The sequence below is a fragment of the Candidatus Auribacterota bacterium genome (assembly GCA_026392035.1).
Taxonomy (GTDB): Bacteria; Auribacterota; Tritonobacteria; order UBA1439; family UBA1439; genus JAPLCX01.
In genome coordinates this window covers 33,635-57,338 of record JAPLCX010000054.1, presented here as the reverse complement: position 1 = coordinate 57,338, position 23,704 = coordinate 33,635, and the positions used below count along the sequence as shown (strand labels likewise).

Here is a 23,704-nt window from a genome sequence, read left to right as displayed (position 1 = left end):
ACACAATAATTAGTACCAGTCAAGTTAGGCCGCGAGCCCCCATGGGGGCTCCTCTCTTCCCTCTGTCAAAGAACAGGATACTCCTTACACCAGTCCGGTTTTAATTGTTCCCACTGTCCGGTTTTAATTGTTCCGGAACAGCATTCTACATATTTTTACCTCAACTGCGGATCAATCGCATCGCGGAGGCCGTCGCCGAAAAAGTTGAGCGCGAGGAGCGTCAGGGCCATGGCGGCGCCCGGGAAGACGAGCAGCCACCAGTAGATTCGCAGCATGTTAATGCCGGAGGCGCCATCGGCGATGAGCGTTCCCCATGAGCTTGAGGGGGGCGGGACACCGAGGCCGAGGAAACTCAAAAACGCCTCCTGGAGCATCACGGCGGGGACCGTCAGCGTCATATAGACAACCACCGGGCCCAGCACATTCGGGAGGAGATGATTGACAATAATCCTGAGGTGCCCCGCTCCCACGGCGTGACTCGCCTGGATGAATTCCTTTTCCCTGATGGAGAGCACCTGGCCGCGCACGATTCGGGCGACCGTGAGCCACTGGACCGCCCCAAGCGCCAAGAAAAGGAGGAGGACGCTTCGCCCGAACACGGCGACGAGGATGATGACAAAGAACATGTACGGCAGCGAGTAGATAATGTCCACGATGCGCATCATGACGTTGTCAGCCTCACCGCCGGCATAGCCTGATACCGCTCCGTAGCCGACACCGATGACGACGCTCACAAGCGTCGCCACAAGGCCGATGCTCAGCGAGAGCCTCGCCCCGTACAGAACGCGCGTCAGGAGATCGCGTCCGTGAATGTCCGTTCCCATGAGGTGCTTCGCGGAGGGCGGCTGGAACTGCGCAGCGGAGGTCTCGTCGTAGCCATACGGAGAAAGCCAGGGCGCGGCGACGGCGAGCACGGCCATGGCAACAACCACAATCCCTCCGCCCACCGCCATTTTGTTTCTGAGGAGCCTGCGCCATGCCTGGTGCCAGAGGCTTCTTCCCCTGGGTGTACTATCTTCGTGTAGTATGACAAGTTGTTGTTTCTGTACGCGCATCATGATCGTACGCCTGAGAAATCAAAATCTCAAACTTCAAATCTCAAAATCCAAAATAAATCCAAAGCTCGAAACTTCGATATTGACCATGCGGCCTATATTCGTGATTTTGCATTCGTGATTTGGAATTTGTTTTGAATTTTGGCTTTTGAAGTTCTATTGCCTTATTTTGTTAAACAACTTAAGGGCATTTGACGTGGTGATCGATTCGATCTCCGCGACCGTACTACCGCGGAGCCGCGCCAGCCCCTCTACTACAAATGCCAGATACGCGGGCTCATTCCTTTTCCCGCGATGCCCCTGCGGCGGAAGATAGGGGCAGTCGGTCTCCACAAGAATGCGCTCCAGCGGCAAATGCCGCACAATGCTCCTCAGCAAGGCATTCCCCGGATAGGTCAACGGCCCGCCGACAGAAATATAATATCCCATCTCAAGGAGCGCGTCCGCATCCCCGCCGTTCCCCGAAAAGCAGTGGAGCACCCCCCGCACGCCCTCGCCACCGGCCTCTCTTAACAGAGCGATCACGTCTGCATAGGCATCACGGCAGTGCACGATCACCGGCAGCCCCTTCTCAATCGCAAGCTGCAGCAATCTCTTGAACAACTTCACCTGCGACTCGCCAGAGGCCGACCGGCGATAGTAATCGAGCCCCGTTTCGCCGATGGCAACAACCGTAAGATCATCTGCGAGACGCGCGATTCCCTCCAGGTCCGTCTCCGAAGCGCCCGCGGCGTGGTGGGGGTGGATTCCCACCGATGAAAAAATATTCCTGTGCTGTCCCGCGTGCGCGAGGCACCGGCGCGACGTGGCGAGGCTCTCCCCCACATCGATGATGGCGGAAACACCGTTCTCCTCCGCCCGGGCAATCACCTCGTTCAGATCGCCGCTGAACTTATTGTCAGTGAGGTGCGCGTGAGTATCAATGAGCATGGATAGCAACCAGGATTAAGGATTAAGCAGTAAGCAGTAAGCAGTAAGCAAATACATATATTCCATACCACGTATAGCTTAATCCTTACGGCTTAATCCTTACCGCTACTCTTTCCTGGGGAATATCGGCCTGACCTCCCCTATCTTCGCTCCCGGAGTGAGCATGCCCCAACGCCCCGCGTCGCTCCAAGCGCCCGCCGACGACGCCGGGAGGCCCAGCTGCGCCCTGATCGCCGCCGCCGCCATCGGCATAATGGGCTGGATAAGGATAGAGAGGATACGCAGCGACTCGCAGAGATTATACACTACCGCCGCGAATCGCGCCTGCTGCCCGGCATCCTTGCGGAGCCTCCAGGGGGCGGATTCATCTATATACCTGTTGCAGTGGGCCACGGCCGACCAGATCCTTTCAAGCGCCGCGCTGAAGCGGAGCCCCTCCATATCGCTGCAGAACGGTTCCCGAATGCCAGCGAGGACGCCCCGCAGCGCTCCGTCCGTATCCGCGACATCCGCCGAAGGCGCCGGTATCGCGCCGTCAAGGTATTTCATGACGAGTACGAGCGTCCTCTGGCAGAGATTGCCGAGATCATTCGCGAGGTCAGCCTGGTATCTCGTGAGGAACTTCTCCATCGTGAACTCACCGTCCCGGTCGAAGGGGACCTCCCTGAGGAGGAAATAGCGCAGCGCGTCGGCCCCGTACTCTCGCGCGATGTTCACCGGATCCACGGCGGTCCCCCTGGTTTTGCTCATCTTCTCACCGCCGAGACGCACAAAGCCGTGCCCCCAGACCGACTTCGGCAGGGGGAGGCCGGCGGCCATGAGCATCGCCGGCCAGATCAGACAGTGGAACCGGGTGATGTCCTTTCCTATGATGTGCACGTCCGCCGGCCAGCGATGCGCGTACGCCTCCGGTTCATCCAGATACCCCGCCCCAGAAACGTAGTTTATCAGGGCGTCAAACCAGACGTAGATCGCCTGCGATTCATCGAAGGGGCACCGGATGCCCCACGCCACCCCGGCGCGCGAGACGCTTATGTCCTCCAGCCCCTCCGAGAGGAAACGCACGATCTCATTCCTCCTGATTTCGGGGCGGATAAAGGAGGGGTGATCCTCAATGTGCTTCCTGAGCGCACCCTGATAGCGCGAGAGCGCAAAGAAATAGTTCTCCTCCTCGATCCACTGGGGCTTCTTTCCATGCGAGGGGCAGAGACCGTCGACAAGATCAGAATCCTTGAGGAACGCCTCACACGAGAGGCAATACCACCCGCGGTACATCCCCCGATAAATTTCGCCCTTTTCATATATCGTTTTAAAAATCGCTCTCACCGTTTCAACGTGAGTACGCTGGGAGGTTCTGATGAAACGGTCATACGATACCCCCAGCGCGCGCCAGACAGCCTCAAACTCCCCGCTCATCTCATCGCAATACGCCTGCGGCGACATACCCTTCTCGCGCGCCTGCCGCTCCACGTTGGCGCTGTGCTCGTCCACGCCCATGAGAAAATAGGTCTCGACGCCCTTGAGCCGCATGAAGCGCGCCAGCGCGTCCGCGCCTATCTTCTCATAGGCCGTCCCGACGTGGGGGAGGGCATTCACATAATCAATCGCCGTGGTGAGATAGAATGCCTTACTCATTCGTCCTGCTCTTCCCCTTGGGCCTGTCAACGCCCTTGACATCCACCTGGACGATGCGCCCGTTCTCCAGCTCGACCGACACGCTCTGCTTGAGAATGTTGATATCCGTAACCCGCCCCTCGCCGTACGCCGTGCTCACCGTCGTCCCCTCCTTCGGCATGGCGCGCTGCAGCTCCTTATAGACCTCAGACTCGTAACGAAGGCAGCAGAGGAGGCGTCCGCAGAGCCCCGAGATCTTGCTCGGGTTGAGGGGGAGCCGCTGCTCCTTTGCCATGCGGATATTGACCGCTTCGAAATCCTTGAGGAACGTGGCGCAGCAGAGCTGCCGCCCGCAGCAGCCGATGCCGCCGAGCATGCGCGCCTCATCCCGAACGCCGATCTGCCTGAGCTCGATGCGCACCTTGAAGCGGGATGCGAGATCCCTGACGAGGTCTCTGAAGTCAACCCGCCCCTCTGCGGTGAAATAGAAGATGATCTTTGCACGGTCGAACGAATACTCCACGTCGATGAGCTTCATCGGGAGCTTACGCTCAACGATCTTGCCGTTGCAGACCTCCATCGCGGTTTTGGCGTCCCTGCTGTTCTCCGTGATCTTTTGCTCGTCAGCGGGGGTGAGCCGCCGGATGATGTTCCGGAGGGGGTGCTCCACTTCGCTATCCAGGATCATCTCGGCTTCGGACATGACGAAGCCGTAGTCCTCACCGCGGTCCGCCTCCACGATCACATACTCGCCGACGGGATAGTTCTGTTGCCCGCAGTTGAAATAGTGCATCCTTCCTAATTCTCTGAGCCTCACCTCAACGACCTTATACACGATTGCCTCCCTATATTTATACCACTGAAGACACTGAATATACTGAGAACACTGAAAACATTGTCTATTCTTCGGTTTTCAGTAAATTCAGTGCCCTCAGTGGTTAAAACATTGAAATTCCCAGACATCAAGCTATCCCTTCGACTTCGCTCCCCTCGCAATGCTCGGGACAAGCAGGGCAAGCTCGCAATCGAGCACGTGAGTGATACGCTCACGCGCTGATCCCCCATTGAGCCCCTGCCTCCTTCACTCCTCACGGGCTGCGCATTGACGGGCCCTCACCGCATCGCCACCAACTGCACGAGAAGGTTCTCCACCGCTGTGCGGAAATCGGTATTGCCTCTCACGGAACGAAGGGCAGTCTCAATGAGCTGGATCGACTCCTGAATGCAACTGAGGTTCATGCCCCCTGCCGTGCGGGCCGCCCGAACAGCCCCTCCCGCGCCTACCAGCAGCTCTCCCGAGGCCGTGAGCTTCCAGACCATGAGATCCCTGTACCATGTGAGAAGCTCCTTCAATAATTCCTCCTGCCTGCGCCTCACCTCGCCCGCGGCGAACGCCTCGCGCTGCTCCTCGACATCTTCTCCCTCCTCTTCACGCGCGGCAGTCCTTTCTTCACTGCGCCGCGCCCGTATCCCCTTTTCCGCAAGCTCCCATTCAACGGCTTCTTCAGTGCGCATCACCGAACTGTCGATGACGCTGAGGAGTTTCGCAACCGTGCTCCAGTATCCCCTGTCCCCATCCGCCAGGCGCGCCGTCAGCTCTCTCGTCCCGCCGAGCCGTTCCTCGCGCAACGCCCTCACCGCCTCTCCCAGTCGCCCCTCCATGAGGCGGCTGAGATCTCCCGCCTCTGCCCGAGCGAGCGAATACTCGCTCCTGAGTATCCCCTCAAGGGTCTCCTGGGGCATGGCCTCGAACCGCACCGCCTGGCAGCGCGAGATGATCGTCGGGAGAAGCATGTCGGGACGCGAAGTAACAAGGATGAGCAGCGTGTGCGCGGGAGGCTCCTCGAGCGTTTTGAGCAGGGCTCCCGCAGCGTCTCTCTGCAATGCGTGGGCGTCAGTGAAAATTCCTACCTTCCATCTTCCCATGTACGGCTTCAGCGAGACGGTTCTCTGGAAATGCCTCACTGTACCTTTCTTAGGGTTGTCCGGGTCGCCTATGGGAATCACGCGGCCCTTCCCCTGTGGCCGCAGCCAGATGATGTCGGGATGGACGTGTTTCTCCGCGGCAACGCAGTCCTCACAGAAGTCGCACGCGTCGCCATGGCTCGGAGAGCGGCAGTTGAGCAGCTTTGCGAAGTTCTTCGCGGTGAGCTCCTTCCCGATACCCTCAGGCCCATAGAAAAGGTAGGCGTGCGCCAGCCGCCCTGCGGCGAGTCTCTTCTTCAAAAGACCCACTGCTCGCTCCTGCCCCTTGATCTCACTCAGTGCCATTCGAGTTATCCCTTGCTTAATCCTTACTGCGTAATCCTTACCACTGCATCCACTGCCTTCCTGATGGCGGCGCTCACCTCATCGATGGTCCCGCTCCCGCCTATTACCTTCACACGCTCCGGCTCCTTGTGCGCGAGATCCAGGTAGCCCTGTCTGACCCGTTCGTGGAATCCGATATCCTCGCTCTCGAGGCGGTCACCCTCGCCGCTCCTCGCCTCGGCTTTTTCCACGCCGAAGGCGCGTCGGAGGCCTGTGGTGACGTCGATGTCGATCACGAGCGTCAGATCAGGCGCCAATCCTCCCGTGGCAATTCTGTTGATCCTCTTCAGCAGATCGATGTCAAAACCACGCCCGCACCCCTGGTAGGCGATCGTGGCGTCGGAGAAGCGGGAACAGATCACCATCTTCCCTTCCTTGAGGCCGGGCCTGATCTTCTCAAGCACATGCTGGGAGCGGCTCGCCGCCATCAGCAGCAGCTCCGTGAGCGGTACCATCTCCTCATACTTCGCATCGAGCACGAGCGCCCTGATCACCTCCCCGATCCTCGTCCCACCAGGCTCGCGCGTAAGAATCACCTCATACCCCTGCTCCTTGATATGCTGGACTAGAATATTCGACTGTGTCGTCTTGCCGCACCCCTCGGGCCCCTCGATGGTAATAAATTTGCCCCTCATGGATCATCCCCCGTTTCTCGATCATCGGACTGGTTGATATCGTTTGAACCGTTTCAACTGTTCGAATCGTTTGAGCCGCCAGACGCACTACCATTAAACGGCTCAAACCGTTCAACCGGCTCACACAGCTCAAACGGTTCAAACCTTCCTTTTCATGCCCTTGCGTGCCATGCTCCCTTTCCCCTTATCGTCCCTCACCTCATATCCCATCGCCTGGACTCTCAGCCTGATCCGGTCAGCAAGAGAAAACTCCTTCCGGGCCCTCAGGGCGTTCCGTGCCTTCAGGAGCTTCTCGACTTCGGCCTGGCTGAGCGATTCCCGTCCGAGCAGACGCTCGATCCCTTCCCTGTCAAACGCCTCCTCCGCGGCGGTCACGCGCACGGCCTCGCCCGTGACCAATGGTATCCCCAGCACCTCGCAGCACTTACGAATATCCGCCGCGATCCTGCGGGCGCTCTCAGCCCAGCCGGTTCCCCTCCCGTCAAGTTCGACATGAGCCCTGCTCACCAAATTGAACACAACGCCGAGCGCCTCGGTCGTATTGAAATCCTCGTCCATCGCTGCGACGAACCGCTCCGGGCATGCTGCCGCCGGTTCGATCACCCCCCCCACGGCTTCCTGAGCGCGCGCAACGCACTCATCAAGGCGGCGGAGAGAAACGCGCGCCTCGGACAGGCTGCTCTCGGAAAAATCTATAGGGGTGCGATAGTGTTTGCTCAGGAGAAAATATCTGACCACGTGCGGGTCATATTTCTGGAACACTTCTTTTAGCGTAAAAAAATTACCGAGAGACTTTGACATCTTTGTCTCGTCCACCATCACAAGTGCGTTATGCAGCCAGTAACAAGCTAGGGGATTCCCCGTCGCGCCCTCGGACTGCGCGATTTCATTTTCGTGGTGCGGGAAAATGAGATCCTGGCCTCCTCCATGGATATCAAACGTCTTGCCAAGATACTTCGTTGACATGGTTGAGCACTCGATATGCCAGCCAGGCCTTCCGGGTCCCCACGGGCTGGGCCACTGCGGCTCGCCCGGTTTCGCGGACTTCCAGAGGACAAAATCAAGCGGGTTCTTCTTGCGCTCGTTAATCTCCACCCTGGCGCCAGCAAGCAACTCATCGGTATTTCTTCTTGAAAGTTTCCCGTAATTGGGGAACCGGCTCACATCATAGTACACATCGCCATTAGCCTCATAGGCGAAGCCCTTCTCCCAAAGTGCGGAAATCAGTTTTATCATCTCCTGGATGTGAGCCGTGGCCCTCGGCTCAACCGTCGGATTTCTCAATGCAAGCCTGTCCATATCCTTATGGAACTCTTCGAGATAATGCTCCGCAAGCTCCGAGCACGGCATTCCCCGTTCCGCAGCCCGCTTGATAATTTTGTCGTCGATATCAGTAATATTAAGCACATACTTTACCTTGAAGCCACGGTATTCAAGCCATCGGATGACCACCTCAAACGCCACCATCATCCTCGCATGCCCCATGTGGCAGTCATCGTACACTGTCGGCCCGCAAACGTACATCCCCACTTCTCGGGGTTTGAGAGAGTGGAACTCCTCCACGCGCCTCGTGGCGGTGTTGTACACCTTGAGCTTCGATTCCTGCTGCATCTGTTGTTTCCTACCTAATGCGTACTGCTTAATCCTTACCACTTACAGCTGAAATTGCTTTCTCAAGCCGTTGCAGGATTCTCTGCTTCCCCATCAGTTTCAGTATATCCTTGAGCTCCAGACCGCTCGTCTGACCGGTGAGTGCACACCGGAGAGGAGCATAGAACTGCGCTCCCCTTGTCTTTTTTGCTCTCGTCCCTCGTCATGCTCTTCAGACCCGGAAGGCTCACAAAAGGCTTGAACTGTTTGAGTCGTGTGAGCCGTTTGAACTGCAAGATATTATTGCTATTAAACGGCTCAAACTGTTTTTATCTTTTCCAGACAAACAACTGCCATCGCCGCAATGCCCTCGCCGCGGCCGCAAAACCCCATCCCCTCGGTGGTGGTCGCCTTGATCCCCACCTCATCCTCTGCGCACTCGAGCACTGCTGCGATATTCCGGCGCATCGCATTGACGTGCGGAGCCATCCTCGGCTCCTGCGCGATGATTGCCGCATCAATATTGCCCACGCGGTACCCTTTCCTCGAGACCATCTCTTTCACCTGGCGGAGGAGTTCGGTGCTCGCGATGTTCTTGAAACGCGCATCGCTGTCAGGAAAGTGAGCGCCGATATCTCCGAGGGCGAGCGCACCGAGCATCGCATCACAGATCGCGTGCAGGAGCACATCCGCATCAGAGTGCCCCTCCAGACCCTTCGGATGGGGGATGCGAACGCCGCCGATGACGAGCTGTCGCCCCTCGACAAAACGATGCGCATCAAAACCTATCCCGATTCTCATCTACCCCTCCATAATCGACTCTCAAATGATAACATAATCAACAGCAGCAGTAGGTCTTCGAACGCGGTAGATTGCAGGCAATTCGCTAATCCTGCTCCGCTCATCTTTGGGATTTGGGATTTGGGATTTGGGATTTTTGTTTTAGTATCTTCTCTGCCAATTCCAGATCGTCCCGCAGGGTGATCTTGATATTGGCGCGGCTCCCCTCAACCACGGCGACCTCATGCCCGATGAGCTCGACAAGCGCGGCATCGTCCGTGGCCGTGATCCCGGCTTTCTCCGCGTTGCGGTATGCCCGCCGCAGGAGCTCTGCGTCAAACACCTGGGGGGTCTGTACTGCCCGCAGCTTTCCCCTGTCGAGCGACCGGCCCACGATTCCTGAGTCTGTCATCTCCTTGATCGTATCCACAACCTCAATCGCCGGGATCGCCGCGCCCCTCACTCGGGCGGCGGCAATCAGCCTCTGCAGTAGCGCGCCCGTGATAAAAGGGCGTGCCGCATCGTGCACGGCGATCAGTGACACATCACCTGGAACAACGTTCAGCGCCGCGGCGACGGAGTCCTGCCTGCGCGCTCCGCCGGCGACCCAGGCGAAGATCTTCTCGAACGGCCACCGGATCGAGGATTCCTTTTTAAACGAGTCCATGAGCTCCGGTTGCACGACGACACATATGCCATCGATGAGGTCGGATTTTTGCAGCACCTCGAGTGAGTAGGTGAGGATCGGTTTGCCGCTGATGTCGAGGAGCGCCTTGCACAGGCTCCCCATCCTGCGGCCCGCTCCCGCCGCCACGACTATCGCCACTGTTTCCATGTAGTTATGTTTTTAAACCGCGGATTAAACGGATTCCGCGGATTTGGAAATAGAGAGAAGGATCTCCAGCACACCACACCTGACAGCTACTGGATTCCTGCCTGCCTGCGCGAAGCGCCCCGCCGCTAAAGCTCTGGAGCGTCGGCGACCGCTTCGGCTTAGGCAGGCTTCCACAGGAATGACACACTCCATCAGAACTTCTTACAGCCACGACAGCGCTTTTATTACTAATTCGTGTGCATCCGCGCTCATCCGCGGCAGAACATATTCCGCTCAATCTGCAGCGTTACTTGTTACCACCGCTTTTATTGCCTCCCCGACGGTTTCACACGGCACGAGTTTCAACCCGAAGCGCTCCATTCCCTCACCGGCGCTTGAGCGAGGGAGGATGGCGCGCCTGAAACCGAGCTTGCCCGCCTCACGCAGGCGACGCTCGGTATGCTGGCACCCCCTGAGCTCTCCGCCGAGGCCGACCTCCCCGATTGCGATCATATCCGGCGCGACCGATGCCCCCCTCAGACTCGACGCGAGGGCGAGCGCGATGGCGAGATCAATAGCCGTCTCTTCGACCGTCAGGCCTCCCGCGACGCTGACGAACACATCACGGTCGCGGAGGCTCAAACCCGCGCGCGTCTCAAGCACCGCGATCAGCATGCAGAGCCTGTTGTAATCAACTCCCAGGCTCCTCCGCTGGGGGACGCCGAAGCTGCGAGCCCCGACGAGCGCCTGGATCTCCACCATGATGGGACGGGTCCCCTCCATGGCGGGTGTCACCACGCTCCCCGCATTTTCCGGCCTCCGCTCCTGCAAGAACAGTCTGGAGGGATCACCGACCTCTTTCAGCCCTCCGGGCCCCATGGAAAATATACCCACCTCCTCCGTGGAGCCGAAGCGGTTTTTCCGAGTCCTCAACACGCGGTACGCCTGGTGCCGATCACCTTCGAAGTAGAGGACTGTGTCAACCATATGCTCCAGCATGCGCGGGCCGGCAATATCGCCTGATTTTGTCACATGCCCCACGATAAAGATGCTGATGCCCTGGCTCTTCGCCGTCCGCATGAGCGCGGCCGCGCACCCCCTCACCTGATTCACGCTCCCCGGGCCGGAGGGGATCTCAGGATGATACACGATCTGGATGGAATCAACGACCACGATTGACACATCCGTTTTTTTCGCCTCCGCGATGACAGCCTCTATATCTGCTTCGCATAAAATGAATAGCGTCTCCGCCTCTGCCCCTATCCGCTGGGCGCGCAACTTCGTTTGCGGGAAAGATTCCTCAGCGCTCACGTAGAGCACGCGCGCGCCCCCTTTCGCAAGGGCGGCCGCGACCTGGAGCATCAGCGTTGACTTCCCGATCCCCGGCTCACCGCCGATGAGGATGAACGAGCCCCGCACAATCCCGCCACCCAGGAGCCCATCAAATTCAGCGATACCGGTGCTCGTCCGCTCCTGTTTCGACTCATCGAGGTCTCCGATTCTCCTCGCCGGCTCCCCTGAAGCGGGCGGATGGCCCTTTCCCTCCTTCCGCGCCGCCTCTTCCTCGAGTGAATTCCAGGCTCCGCAGCCGGGGCATTTCCCGACCCACCGCGCTGATTCATGGCCGCAGGCCTGGCACACAAACACGGATCTTGCTTTTGAGTTTTTCATCACAGGTAGAATCTTCTATGGAAATACGAGCAGGGGGGACATACGTCCCCCCCGCCTGAATCGTCGTATTGTGCCTCGGGGCGTCATGAGGTGCTGCCGATGGAGCCCCCACGCACATCACCGTGATATTCCGCCGAACGGATTGGAAACTAACTACAACCAACATAGAAGATCGACATATAAAAACCACGGTTTAATATAACTAGCCACAGATGAACACGGATGAACACAGATTGCAAAACAGCAAAAAGCCCAAGGCATAAAGTATGAGACGCGCGCTCCTTTTTACACTTTTGACCTTACACCTTTAACTGTAGCGCACAATCTGTGTTTATCCGTGATTACAAATTAATTTACGTGTTCGGTGGAAGTTAGTTCAGGTCCGGGAATAGCAGCTCCTTCCCGTCAGAGCTGACCGCCACGTTCGATCCCCTCTTGATCCTCCCCCTGAGTATCTCTTCCGCGAGCTTGTCTTCGATGCCTCGCTCGATCGCTCTCCTGAGCGGCCTCGCGCCGAATTGGGGGTTATACCCCTTCTCGATGAGGTAGTCCCTGGCCTTATCATCGAGCGTGATGTGCACACCCTGATTCTGCAGGCGCTCCTCCACCTTCCGCGTCTCAATGTCCACGATCTTCATCAGATCATCCCTGTTGAGCGCCCTGAAGACGACCATGTCATCAACACGGTTGAGGAACTCCGGCTTGAATATTTTCTTGACCTCACCCATGATTTTGTCTTTCATCCCCCTATAATCAGAGGCCTCATCCGCCGCGCCGAACCCGACGGTGCTCTGCTTCTTGAGGAGCTCCGCGCCTATGTTGGAGGTCATGATCACCGCGGTATTCCTGAAATTCACCGTGCGACCGAGGCTGTCGGTAAGCTTGCCCTCCTCGAGGATCTGGAGCAGCACGTGCATGACATCGGGGTGAGCCTTCTCGATCTCGTCGAAGAGCACGATGGAATAGGGCCGCCGGCGCACCTGCTCGGTGAGCTGCCCGCCCTCCTCGTAGCCAACGTACCCCGGCGGCGACCCCATGAGCCGCGACGCGGAGAATTTTTCAGCGTATTCGGACATATCGAGCTGGATGAGGGCGTCCTCGTCGCCGAACATGAATTCCGCCATCGCTTTCGCGAGGAGCGTTTTGCCCACTCCCGTCGGCCCCAGAAAAATGAACGAGCCGATGGGGCGCCGGGGGTCTTTGAGCTGCGCGCGAGAGCGTCTCAGCGCCTTGGATATCGTGCTCACCCCCTCACCCTGGCCCACGACGATTTTCTGGAGCTCCTGCTCCATGCGCAGCAGCTTTTCGGTCTCCGCCTCCTCGAGCCGCGAGACCGGGACACCGGTCCACTTCGAGACGATCTGGGCGATATCATCCTCCGCCACCTTCACCACCCTGTTGACCTGTTCTTCGCGCCACTTCGTGAGGACGGTCTGGAGGCTGCCCCGCTTCTTCTTTTCCTGGTCTCTCAGGCTCGCGGCTTTCTCGAAGTTCTGATCTTTGATCATCTCCTCCTTACTCTTTCTCAACAGCTCGATCTCCCCCTCGGTCTCCTTAAGATCGGGCGGGCGGGTCATCACGGAGATCCGCGCCTTGGCGCCGGCCTCATCGATAAGATCAATCGCCTTGTCGGGGAGGAAGCGGCCGGTCACGTAGCGATCCGAGAGCTCGGCGGCGGCGCTCAGCGCCTCATCCGTGTACACGACCTTGTGGTACTCCTCGTATTTCCGGCGGAGCCCCTTCAGGATATCCACCGTCTGAGCTACCGTGGGGGGGTCAACAATGATCGTCTGGAAGCGCCTCTCCAGGGCGGCATCCTTCTCGATGTATTTCCGATACTCATTCATGGTGGTCGCGCCCACGCATTGGAGCTCGCCGCGCGAGAGCGCCGGTTTGAGGATATTCGACGCGTCGATGGCGCCCTCGGCCGCCCCCGCGCCCACGATCGTGTGCAGCTCGTCGATGAAGAGAATGACATTCTGCGCCTTCCTCATCTCATCCATGACCGCCTTGATCCTCTCCTCGAACTGCCCGCGGTATTTTGTCCCCGCCACCATCAGCGCGAGGTCAAGCGTGATGAGCTCCTTGTCCCGAAGGAGCTCGGGAACCTCTCCGCAGACGATCCTCTGCGCCAGGCCCTCCACGATCGCCGTTTTCCCCACCCCCGCTTCGCCGAGCAGCACGGGGTTGTTCTTCCTCCGCCGGCATAAGACCTGCACAACCCGCTCTATCTCCATCTGCCGCCCGATGATCGGGTCGAGCTTTCCGGCTCTCGCGAGCTCGGTGAGGTTTCGGCCGAACGCCTTGAGGGCGGGGGACTTGCTCTTGGTTGCCGGCTGCGCCTGATCTTCTCCCTCGGTGCCCCTTTCTTCCTCCTCTCCCTGCTGCCCCATCGTTGACTGGAGTTCCCTCAGGACATCCTGCCGCGTCTTCTCAAGATCAACATTGAGGCTGCGGAGAATTTTCGAGGCCACGCCCTCCCCCTCCTGCAGGAGTCCCAGGAGGAGGTGCTCGGTGCCGATATACGTGTGGTTGAGATTCCTGGCCTCCTCGACGGCGAGCTCGATCACCTTCTTGGCCCTGGCGGTGAGCGGGATGTCCCCGATGACCTTGGTCTCCGGCCCGCTTCCCACCGCCTTCTCCACTTCTATGCGAATCGTCTCGAAGTCAATGCCCATGCCTCGCAGGACATTCACCGCCACGCCCTGGCCGAGGCGAATCAGGCCGAGAAGGAGGTGCTCGGTGCCGATGTAGTTGTGATTGAACCGGTCCGCTTCCTTGCGGGCAAGGATGATCACCCGCCGCGCCCTGTCGGTAAAACGGTCAAACATTGGTTACTCCTTCATTATAAGCCCTAAGGATTAAGCATTAAGCGGTAAGCTTATTACTCATCGCTTAATCCTTAGTGCTTAATCCTTACTACTGGGGTTTTGAGATTTGCCTCTCTTCCCCTTTTCTCCGAGCCTCGCGCGGATCAGGTCCGCGCGAACGACATCACGCTCCTCCGGTTTCAAGTCCCTCCCCGCCAGTTTCTGGAGGTGCGCCGGCTGGGTGACGATAAAGAGCTCATTGATCGTGCCCAGATCGATATCAACAATATGAAAGTCGATTCCCATCTTGAGCGCAGAGAGCAGATCGATCGTTTCCTTGGAGGTGATAATCCGGGCGCCGGTCAGCATGCCGTAGGCCCTGCATACCCGGTCTTCGAGCGCTTTGAAGTTCTTTCTGAAAAGCGCCTGCTGAGCCTTTTTCTCGTGTTCCACGATCTGGTTGATGACCTTTTCCAGGTTCTCGACGATATCCTTCTCCGCCATGCCGAGGGTGATCTGGTTGGATATCTGGAAGAGATTTCCCGATGCCTCTGTCCCCTCTCCATAGAGGCCTCTCACCGCCAGCCCCAGCTTCGCGATCGCCTGCACCACCTGATTGATCTGATTTGCCACCACCAGGCCGGGGAGATGGAGCATCACCGACGCCCTCATGCCGGTACCCACATTCGTGGGGCAGGAGGTTAGATACCCGACGGTCGGGAGGAAGGCGTATTCGATGGACTTCTCCAATTCGTCATCCATCTCATTGATCTCCGCGAGGGCTTCCTTGAGCTGGAATCCTGACCGGAGAATCTGAAGGCGGAGGTGGTCCTCCTCGTTGACCATCAGGCTCATGATCTCTTTATCGCCGATCGCCAGCGCGCTCCCCTCGTCGCCCCTCGCGTGTTCACGGCTTATCAGATGACGCTCGACCAGGAATTGCCTGTCCAGTTCCCCGAGCTCATCAAGGCGCACCGAGAGAGACCCCTGCATGAGCCTGGAACGCTCGATGCTCTCCTCGATGAGTTCCCGGACCCTGTTTCGCGTCTCGGTGTCCGCGCGGCCTGGAAATACGAAGCCGCGCACATTCCTCGCGAACCGCACACGGCTGCTCACCACGATCTTGGCATCAGGGCCTCCGCCCATCAGCCATTCAGCCTCCCGGTTCAAAAGTATTTCAATGCTCATTGTTCCTGCTGCTCTTTCAGGCCGCACCTATCTTATCTGTTCCGGCACGAGGCATGTCCCTATCGCTCTTTTGCATCCCTTGTCCGCTCCCGCTTTGGCATCCTGCCTCCGCCCCGAACCTCTTTTTTCAGCGCCTGGAGCTTATCCCTGATACTCGCGGCCTTCTCGAACTCCTCCTTCTCCACCGCCGCGCACAGCTTCGCTTCCAGGTCCTTCAGCATGGTCAACTCATTGATCTCCATGCGCGCCCGCGAGGGGACCTTGCCCACGTGCGTTGTGCTTCTATGAATCGTTTCCAGCAGCCCCTGGAGGCTCTTCTCGAACGCCTTATAGCAGCCATCACAGCCCAGCCGCCCCGTCTTCCGGAAGTCAATGTAGGAGAGTCCGCAACCCGGGCACACCTTTTTCAGATCTTCTTCGGCGCGCAACCCGAGATCAGCCAGCCCTGAGAGCAGGTCAGCGATCGTGAACGGGGACTGGATGGTCACACCCTTCTTCTTGGCGCACTCCTCGCAGAGGTTCATTTTGATGATCTTCTTGTTTACCACCTCGGTATAGCGCACCGTCGCTTCGTTTTTTTTGCACATCTCGCAGTTCATTTATCTCACCGTCCTGCCTGCGCACATGGCAGCAGACGAAATTATATCAAATGAGAGGGATAAATCTATCCAAAATCAGGGGTTTCGGATACCGGTTTTTGCTGAGCATTTAGGCCGGTTGCATTTTCTACGTGGTAACTTCGATAAGATCTGGTGGCGCGAAAACAAAATGGCCGTATTCCATTCCACAACAGCTTGTTATGACAGGCGAAGAACAGGGGCGCGCTACGGCGCGTCTCTCGGCGGGAAATGGATTGAACCAGTTTTAACTTGCGTTTCAGACCAAGCTAATTGTAGCCACTAATTCACTATGGCCGGCTTCTTGTCCAACATAATCACATACTGCGTATCGGGCGTGAGATCCGAAAGTTTCTTCACCGGAGGCATCTTGCCTGCCTCAACCACAACGGCGTAGAAGGTGATCGTCTTCCCCTTCATGGATGCGGGGATTCTGACCGCAGGGCGAACTGTCTTGGAAAACCCCGCACGAAGCTGGGGCACGCTCTTGTAGAGCGGCATGATCCCCTTCTTGATCTTGCCGTTCAAATAAATCGTGTAGACTCCGGCAGGAGTCTCGGCGAGGAGATAGAAGTCGAATGGCCTGGTGATATTCTCATTTGATGCGATGCCAATCGTGAAGGGCTGCCCTGCCGTCAGCAGCCCTGGATCAACGACCAGCGGCGGTATCGATGTGGCAGTGGGCATCGGCGTGAAGGTTGTCGTTGGTGTAGGCGTAATCGTGGGGGTCGCCGAAGGTGTCGCGGTCGGCGTTATCGTGGGCGTATTCGTTATAGTTGGAGTGGATGTGATCGTGGGTGTACTTGTAGTAGTCGGAGTTTCAGTGGGAGTAGGTGTAACTGTTGCGGTCGGCGTCAAGGTTGGGGTTGCCGTATTAGCATAAATGGCATATAGAGTGTCATCCAACCATGGGTTAATATAAATGGTTCTCTTCCGTTTTGTGTGGGTAATTATTCAAAGCATAGTTTACCTGCCACCAGGTAAACAACCGTTTTTAAGTAGCTCGGCTCTTTGAAACCATAGGCACGCTTCATGGCGGTCTTGATCTTTGAATGGAGGCCTTCCACCACGCCATTGGTAATATGTGAACGGGTGTAATTGATCACCCCATACCAGTAGCGTTTGATGGTTCTTGCTACTTGCATGATCGGTTCAAGCCGGCTGTGTGTTGCCCAGTAGTACCACTTTCTGAGATATTGCTCTGCTGTTTTCAGGGATGTGATATCCCAGAAGCGCGACAACGCCAGCTTAAGCTGATATGCCCTAGCAGTTTTTAGATCAAGCTTTGTAAGTTGCATAAGCCAGTCACTTTGTCTGCCGGTCAGATGAATCGGGTTTTTTAACCAGATAAATCGGCTGTTTTTCAGGCCGGGAACATGTTGCTGTTCCTCCCGGCGCACGTTATCAACCGCTTCGTTCATTTGTTTCATGATATGAAAACGATCAAAGATCACACTTGCATGAGGAAGATGCATGCCGATACCGTTCAGATAAGGATCCCACATGTCGCAGCAGATGAGGTCAATGGCCCGAGGATCGTAGCCGCGAGACAACAGATCCTCAGTAAACTCTCCAATGACCTCTTTTCTACGGGTTTCCGTGACATATACGACGCGAGCGGCATCGATGTCGCTGAAGGAAGTCATATACGTATGCCCTTTGCAGAGAGAGAATTCATCAATGCCAAGAGTATGGAACCCGGAGAGATCGGCTGCTCGGCGGGCACGGGCAACATAGTGCTGAAGTATACGCCATATACGGTTGGATCGAGCGTGAACAGTGCTTGCCACCGCATCAACGGCCATCTCCCGACTTAGCTGGAGCACGAGCATTTCAAAGAGCAAGGTAAAACCACTTCCTGGGCGGGCCCAGGGAACTTCAACTTGTTTGATGCCGCAGTCGCCACAGTTAATCCGTGGGACGCGGCCATGTATATATGTCTCGTACTGAAAGAAATTGAGATGCCTCCAGGTGCGCTCCTTTGTATCATGAAGCGGGCACTCGCCTTTGCCACACGTGGGGCAGAGGAACGTGGCACCACGGAGAAAGTCTATTTTAAGATCGAGTCGTCCAGATTCTTTTGAGAATACAACATTAACAACGTTCCAGGGCTTCGTAAGCCCCAATGCCTGGGTAAAAAGGGTTAGTTCGTCCATCGGGCAACCTCCTGTGGTTGATGGTAACCACCGGATGGTACCTTGTCTCGATGGCCTTATAAACCCCTTTTACCCACACAAAACGGAAGAGAACCATATAAATAGTACCATCTGAATCTATCGCCGGGGATGAATGTATATTGCTATTTGTTACGAAACTCCAGAGCATGCTCCCATTCGAGTTTAGACAGATAGGGTCAAACCCGAAGTTCTAAGCATTACCCACCTCCAATAATCATCATGATTTTGAGCGCACATCCATCTTCAAGAACCGCGGATGGCTTCACGGGTTTTCCGTTGATGCAGTAGGAGAGTAATCTCACGTGACTGGGATTATAGCCGAGCTTCCCCACCATAAACCGCTCAATGGTGGTCCCCTCCCCTACTTCCACATCAACCGGCCCCTGCCCCAGGGGCTTCTTCATGGCCCCGAGCATCTCAAGAGTGATTTTCATGGTTCACAATTATTTGCCGCAGTGCAGAGGCAGTATAGCGTTTTAGCCGCGGATTGACGCAGATGAGCACGGATTGAATTACACTAAAACCAAAGTATGAGAGCAGGTTGTATCAGCGTACATCCGCGTAAATCCGTGGCAAAAAATATACAGTTAGTCTCTGTTCTCTCTACGGTAAAAATAATTACTCTTTTTTACTTTTCAACGTTTTGTATACAACCTCAGGAGAGTACGGCGGCTTGCGGTGGCGAATCCCCACCGCGTCGAAGATGGCGTTTGATATGGCGGGGCATGGGCCGTTGATGCAGACCTCGGCGATGGACTTCGCGCCGAACGGCCCCGTGGGCTCGTAAGTGGGGACAAGGAACGTACATATCTCCGGCAGGTCACGCATGAAGAAAACGCCGTAGGTGCCGAAGGAGGGATTGAGCAACCTCCCCTTTTCGTTGTAGATGTAGCGCTCGGTGAGGGCGTAACTGATTCCGTTGAGCAGGGCGCCCTCGACCTGCCCCTCCGCGAGCAGCGGGTTGATGGCGACACCGCAATCCGTGGCGGTGATGTATCTCACCACCGTGACCTTCCCGGTTTCAGTATCCACCTCGACCTCGGCCACATGGGCGGAGAACGGCGGAGGCGACTGGTCTGAATAGGCGGACGCGAACGCGGCTATCTGGTGCTGGTCCTTCTCGTAGAGGCTTCGCGTCCCGACCTGTGCGAGGGTCACCTCGCCCCTCGCGCCGATCGCCTTGCCTGCGTCAAACCTGATCCGCGCCGCATCCTCCTCCAGCATCTCCGCCGCAACTTCTCTGACCTGGTCCGCAATACTTTCGGCGCACCTCTTGGCTGCCATGCCCGACAGGTACGTAGTGCTCGAGGCGTATGCGCCCACATCAAAGGGAGTGAGATCGGTATCGGAGGAGTAGACGATGATGTCGTTCGTCCGCACACCCAGAACTTCGGCCGCGATCTTCGCCATCACGGTATCGGAGCCGGTCCCGATATCAGTCGCGCCGCAGAGGAGGTTGAACGAACCATCCTCATTCATCTTCATCGAGCAGGAGGCCATGTCAATTTTCGGTATCGAGGAGCCCTGCATCATCACGGCCATGCCGAGGCCACGGCGGATAATTCCCGTGCCCGGTTTATTCCGCTTCTCGGCCCACCCGCTCTCCCTGACGACGATATCGATGCACTCGCTGAGGCCGCAGGAATTAATGGTCATGGCGTGCCCCTCGGCCCCTTCTCCCAGTGCCGCAAACACCGGCGAGCCCTCCCCCTGGCGGATATGGAGCTTTTTGTAAAGGTCGGGCGGGTCCATCCCGATCGCGCGCGCCATCTCGTCCATCTGAATGTTCACCGCAAGGCCGGACTGTGTGCCGCCGTAACCGCGGTAGGCGCCGCCCTGCGAGAGGTTGGTGTACACGGACCACGCGTTGAATCTCACGTTGGAGCACCTGAAGAGCGGGAGTATTTTTGAACCGGTGTTCGTGAGCACCGTGAGTCCATGAGTCCCATACGGCCCCGCGTTCTGGAGACACTCCATCTCTATGGCGGTCAGCGTCCCGTCTTTTTTTATTCCGGTCTTCAGCCTCGTGATGGTCTGGTGGCGTGTGCGGGATGAGGTAAATACTTCCTCCCGGGTGAGCTGGAGCCTCACCACCCTCCCGGTCGCGAGGGTGAGCGCGGCGCAGAGCGGCTCCGTGACGATGTCCTGCTTCGATCCGAATCCCCCGCCGATGCGCGGCTTGATGACCCTGATGCGCTTCACGGGCAGCTCGAGCGCGCGCGCCACGATCCTGCGGACGTGGAACGGCACCTGCGTGGAGGAAATGATCACAAGCCTGTTATCGGGATCAAGATAGCTTATCGTGGTGTGCGGCTCGTTGGTGACGTGCTGGGCGTAGTGGTTCTCGTATTCGTTTTCGAACACCAGGTCCGCATCGGCAAACCCCTTACCCATGTCGCCGATGGTCACATCCGCCCGCCCGCAGAGATTCTTCTTCGGGTCCATCTCGACGGGGATGGGGATCAGCCACTCCGGCTCGTCGTGTATCACGGGCGCGCCCGCCCTCATCGACTCCCGCGGGTCGAAGATCGGCGGCAGCGGCTCGTAGTGAACCTCGATGAGCGTGAGCGCCCTCTCCGCGATCTCCGTCGTCTCGGCGGCGACCACCGCCACCTCGTCGCCCACGAAACGCACCTTGTTGTCGAGGATGAACTTGTCGTAGGGGGATGGCTCGGGGAAACCCTGCCCCGCCTCGGTGATGATCACTCTCGGCACATCTTTCCAGGTGAGCACCGCGCGGACACCATCGAGCGCCCGTGCCTTTGAAACGTTTATTGATTTGATGCGGGCGTGGGCGTGCGAGCTGCGGAGCACCTTCGCGGAGAGCACCCCGGGCATGTCATAGTCATCGGTGAAGAGCGCCCTCCCCGTCACGAGACCGATGCCGTCCACCCTCCGGCGGACCTGGTTGACCTCGTTGAACTTCTTCCCGGTGCTCATCTCCTCATCCTCTTCGCCGCCAGTTTCACCGCATCCACAATCTTCACGTAGCCCGTGCACCTGCAGTAGTTTCCATCGAGCGCCTGCTTTATTTGGCTATCCGTCGGGTTCGGTTTCTCATCGAGAAGTGCCTTCGTCGCGAGTATGAAACCGGGGGTGCAGTATCCGCACTGGACAGCCCCTGCATCGAGGTACGCCTCCTGTATCGGATGCAGCCTGTCCACAGCCCCCACCCCCTCTATTGTGGTGATATCCCTGCCTTCTACGAGCCCCACGAGCAGGAGGCATGAGTTCACCGGCTCGTTGTCCAGAAGAACGGTGCAGGCGCCGCAGAAGCCATACCCGCACCCGAACTTCGCGCCCTTGTAACCTTCTCGCCGGAGCACGTGGAGCAACACCTCGCCCGGCTCCGCCTCCACTATTTTCTCCGTACCGTTTATTTTCAACATGAGCTTCATTTCTTACCACCTGCCAGACGAAATGCGTTCTCAAGAACCCTGCGGGCGACGGTCGATGCGAGCTCCTTCTTATACTCGTCGCTGACCCTGATATCCCTGACCACTTTCACCGCCCCCACTGTCGCCGCGGCTGCCTTCTGTATAAGTTCTGGTGAGGCAATGTGTCCCTCAAGGATGCGCGCTGCCTCTCCGGATACCCTCGGCAATAACCGGAGCCCTCCGATGACAAGCCTCGCCGAAGCGCACCTCCCCGAGCTGCCGAGCGTCACGCACGCCGCCGCTGAGACAAACGCGAACGTGTTTGACGTCTCCGAAAACTTCTCAAATGCGCCCCCTGAACGATGATCGGCGGCGGGAATGATTATCTCCTCAAGGAACTCCGTGTGCTTCAGGACAGTGAGCGGCTGGGCTGCGTAGAACTCATCGCAGGAGATTTTCCTCATGCCTTTCGTGCCTCTCACCTTGAACACCGCTCCCATGGCGCAATAGACGGAGGGGAGATCGGACCAGATGAAAAGGCGGATGGCATTCCCGCCCACGGTGATAAGATTCCTGTTGGTAGTCGCGGCCACCCGTGAAGCGGCAGTAGCGAGCAGGCCATTCCTGAAGCGTGCCGCATCCGGCGAGGCCGCCAGCTGTGCGATGGTCACCATGGCGCCCAGCCGGAGGCCATTTTGGCCACGGACAATCCTGTCCAGCCCGAGAGACCTGAGGCTTGCGAGCTCAACAATCTTCGGCGGGGAAGAAAAAGAAAACGACACGCCCCCACCTACCGGGGCGATGCGGCCCTTGCCCTTGTCAAGGAGGGCGGTGAGTTCCCTTGCGCTCCGCGGGTAGTGGATCATCTTGATTCTGGTCGCCATGTCGTTTTCCAAGAGAAAAGTATGGGGAGCCCGTAAAAAAATCGAGCCGGCAGAGACCCAACCTTTACACTGGAGGCAACTCTAGCAAATGAATGCCGAGGTTGCAAGGCGAATGAGGCATTTGCGCAATGGCATACGCTGCAAAGAGATACAATGTAAAGAGAGATTCGGCGACTGCTCACTATTGTGAAACATGGCTGAGGCAATAAGGCAAAAGGAATCCGATCCCAAATTTGACGTCCTGAAATTTGACAAACACAGAAAATCATGCTAATATTACGTAGGAGTTAGGGAGGTTAAATATGCTTATAAGGGTGGCGTCTCAACTGGCTAAGTTTGTTCCTCCGACTCTCCTCATCATCCTGGCATTTATAGTCAGGGATTACCATATGTTCCGATGTTATGACAACTAAATCATACGTAAAAATAGCATCATCTCTTCTCACCGTAGTCATTATACTATGCTCGGCTCGCGCAGTCATACCGAGCGACAATGGCCATTCCGCCCTTTCTTTACACATCAATAAAAACGATATTTACCCCGAGGAACCGTTGATGCTGTCATTCGACATCAGCGCCGTTCCTCTACGCGTATCCGGATACATAGTTTTTGTTACGCCCGGCGGCGAAACATATTCATTGCGTGGTGACGGTTCATTTGCTCAAGGGATTCATCCTATTATCACGGGTGCGGGTCCGATAGACCGACCTCTTACAATAGATATCCTTGCCCTACCTCCCTGCACGATCTCCGCCGGTTCCTATAAAGTTTATGCGGCGCTCGTCGCATACCCAAGCGAATTATCGAGGAGCGGATATCTTGGCTTCGACTCGGCTGAATTCAATGTAACAGAAAAATCTACTGCCGCAGAAGCGGCGCGTGGATCCTCCAACATACTGACTATTCTTACCTATGGTCAGGGTTATTATGAGGGCCATCTAATTACCTTTCCTGATTCGACAACAATGTCGATCGATTGCGCGAGTGGGACCATCACTACTAAATCTCATTTCCACACCGATCATTGTGCCGCTTGCGGCTCCGGAAATTATAATAGAAATAACGTTTACCCCGGGCAAGTCATCTACAACAAGGACGGTGTAACAGTGACCGTCGTTGCCGCCAACGGCATGGTCATTGGACAGGGGTCGGTGAATGTGGCATGCCCTGCGGACGACGAAAATCAAATGAGCATGGCTCTGTGGGTCAAATATGGAGGATTCGACTATTTAACTACAGGTGACCTGTATG

At 57.1% G+C, this 23,704-nt stretch carries 20 protein-coding genes; 1 reads left to right on the top strand and 19 read right to left on the bottom strand.

All coding sequences use genetic code 11. The features are described 5' to 3' along the window. Positions 1-155: 155 nt before the first annotated feature. From NTX71_05205 to NTX71_05140, 14 genes are all read right to left on the bottom strand, one after another. A complete protein-coding gene (locus NTX71_05205; protein MCX6339301.1) occupies positions 156-1,058 on the bottom strand; it encodes an ABC transporter permease in 903 nt (300 codons plus the stop codon). A 153-nt stretch (positions 1,059-1,211) separates the two neighbouring features. Next, positions 1,212-1,985, bottom strand: coding sequence for a TatD family hydrolase (locus NTX71_05200; GenBank protein MCX6339300.1), 774 nt, complete (start codon positions 1,983-1,985; stop codon positions 1,212-1,214). A 105-nt stretch (positions 1,986-2,090) separates the two neighbouring features. After that, positions 2,091-3,620 carry a methionine--tRNA ligase gene (gene metG, locus NTX71_05195; protein MCX6339299.1) on the bottom strand — a complete coding sequence of 510 codons (1,530 nt, stop codon included), beginning with the start codon at positions 3,618-3,620 and terminating at the stop codon, positions 2,091-2,093. After that, positions 3,613-4,434 carry a stage 0 sporulation family protein gene (locus tag NTX71_05190; protein ID MCX6339298.1) on the bottom strand — a complete coding sequence of 274 codons (822 nt, stop codon included), beginning with the start codon at positions 4,432-4,434 and terminating at the stop codon, positions 3,613-3,615. The genes metG and NTX71_05190 overlap by 8 nt, the downstream gene beginning before the upstream one ends. 278 nt (positions 4,435-4,712) lie before the next feature. Further along, positions 4,713-5,870, bottom strand: a complete 1,158-nt coding sequence (gene holB / locus NTX71_05185) for a DNA polymerase III subunit delta' (GenBank protein ID MCX6339297.1) — start codon at positions 5,868-5,870, stop codon at positions 4,713-4,715. Positions 5,871-5,893: 23 nt separating this feature from the next. Next, positions 5,894-6,544 (bottom strand): dTMP kinase, encoded by a 651-nt coding sequence (gene tmk / locus NTX71_05180; protein MCX6339296.1) that lies wholly within the window; start codon positions 6,542-6,544, stop codon positions 5,894-5,896. Positions 6,545-6,682: 138 nt separating this feature from the next. Next, complete coding sequence (cysS, locus tag NTX71_05175; protein MCX6339295.1) at positions 6,683-8,155, bottom strand: cysteine--tRNA ligase; 1,473 nt, start codon at positions 8,153-8,155, stop codon at positions 6,683-6,685. A 297-nt stretch (positions 8,156-8,452) separates the two neighbouring features. Continuing rightward, positions 8,453-8,935: a 2-C-methyl-D-erythritol 2,4-cyclodiphosphate synthase gene (gene ispF, locus NTX71_05170; protein ID MCX6339294.1), complete on the bottom strand. Its 483-nt coding sequence runs from the start codon at positions 8,933-8,935 to the stop codon at positions 8,453-8,455. Between the two features lie 100 nt (positions 8,936-9,035). Beyond that, positions 9,036-9,749 (bottom strand): 2-C-methyl-D-erythritol 4-phosphate cytidylyltransferase, encoded by a 714-nt coding sequence (gene ispD, locus NTX71_05165; GenBank protein ID MCX6339293.1) that lies wholly within the window; start codon positions 9,747-9,749, stop codon positions 9,036-9,038. A 273-nt stretch (positions 9,750-10,022) separates the two neighbouring features. Beyond that, positions 10,023-11,399 carry a DNA repair protein RadA gene (gene radA / locus NTX71_05160; protein ID MCX6339292.1) on the bottom strand — a complete coding sequence of 459 codons (1,377 nt, stop codon included), beginning with the start codon at positions 11,397-11,399 and terminating at the stop codon, positions 10,023-10,025. 371 nt (positions 11,400-11,770) lie between these two features. Next, positions 11,771-14,230: an ATP-dependent Clp protease ATP-binding subunit gene (locus NTX71_05155; protein ID MCX6339291.1), complete on the bottom strand. Its 2,460-nt coding sequence runs from the start codon at positions 14,228-14,230 to the stop codon at positions 11,771-11,773. Between the two features lie 78 nt (positions 14,231-14,308). After that, complete coding sequence (locus NTX71_05150; protein ID MCX6339290.1) at positions 14,309-15,397, bottom strand: protein arginine kinase; 1,089 nt, start codon at positions 15,395-15,397, stop codon at positions 14,309-14,311. A gap of 59 nt (positions 15,398-15,456) precedes the next feature. Next, the gene (locus NTX71_05145) at positions 15,457-15,996 is read right to left on the bottom strand and encodes a UvrB/UvrC motif-containing protein (protein ID MCX6339289.1); all 540 of its coding nucleotides are present in this window, start codon (positions 15,994-15,996) and stop codon (positions 15,457-15,459) included. A gap of 300 nt (positions 15,997-16,296) precedes the next feature. Beyond that, positions 16,297-16,701 (bottom strand): hypothetical protein, encoded by a 405-nt coding sequence (locus NTX71_05140; GenBank protein ID MCX6339288.1) that lies wholly within the window; start codon positions 16,699-16,701, stop codon positions 16,297-16,299. Here NTX71_05140 and NTX71_05135 point away from each other — a divergent pair. Beyond that, positions 16,694-16,897 carry a hypothetical protein gene (locus NTX71_05135; GenBank protein MCX6339287.1) on the top strand — a complete coding sequence of 68 codons (204 nt, stop codon included), beginning with the start codon at positions 16,694-16,696 and terminating at the stop codon, positions 16,895-16,897. The two genes, NTX71_05140 and NTX71_05135, sit on opposite strands and share 8 nt — an antisense overlap. A 67-nt stretch (positions 16,898-16,964) precedes the next feature. Here NTX71_05135 and NTX71_05130 read toward each other — a convergent pair whose 3' ends face one another. From NTX71_05130 to NTX71_05110, 5 genes are all read right to left on the bottom strand, one after another. Further along, complete coding sequence (locus NTX71_05130) at positions 16,965-18,170, bottom strand: ISL3 family transposase (protein MCX6339286.1); 1,206 nt, start codon at positions 18,168-18,170, stop codon at positions 16,965-16,967. A 218-nt stretch (positions 18,171-18,388) separates the two neighbouring features. Next, positions 18,389-18,625 carry a hypothetical protein gene (locus tag NTX71_05125; protein MCX6339285.1) on the bottom strand — a complete coding sequence of 79 codons (237 nt, stop codon included), beginning with the start codon at positions 18,623-18,625 and terminating at the stop codon, positions 18,389-18,391. Between the two features lie 184 nt (positions 18,626-18,809). Next, a complete protein-coding gene (locus tag NTX71_05120; GenBank protein MCX6339284.1) occupies positions 18,810-21,131 on the bottom strand; it encodes a molybdopterin-dependent oxidoreductase in 2,322 nt (773 codons plus the stop codon). Next, positions 21,128-21,589: a (2Fe-2S)-binding protein gene (locus tag NTX71_05115; protein MCX6339283.1), complete on the bottom strand. Its 462-nt coding sequence runs from the start codon at positions 21,587-21,589 to the stop codon at positions 21,128-21,130. Before NTX71_05115 ends, NTX71_05120 begins: the two co-directional genes overlap by 4 nt. After that, entirely contained in the window at positions 21,586-22,452 is an 867-nt protein-coding gene (locus tag NTX71_05110) for an FAD binding domain-containing protein (GenBank protein ID MCX6339282.1), read from the bottom strand. The genes NTX71_05115 and NTX71_05110 overlap by 4 nt, the downstream gene beginning before the upstream one ends. Between the last annotated feature and the right edge of the window lie 1,252 nt (positions 22,453-23,704).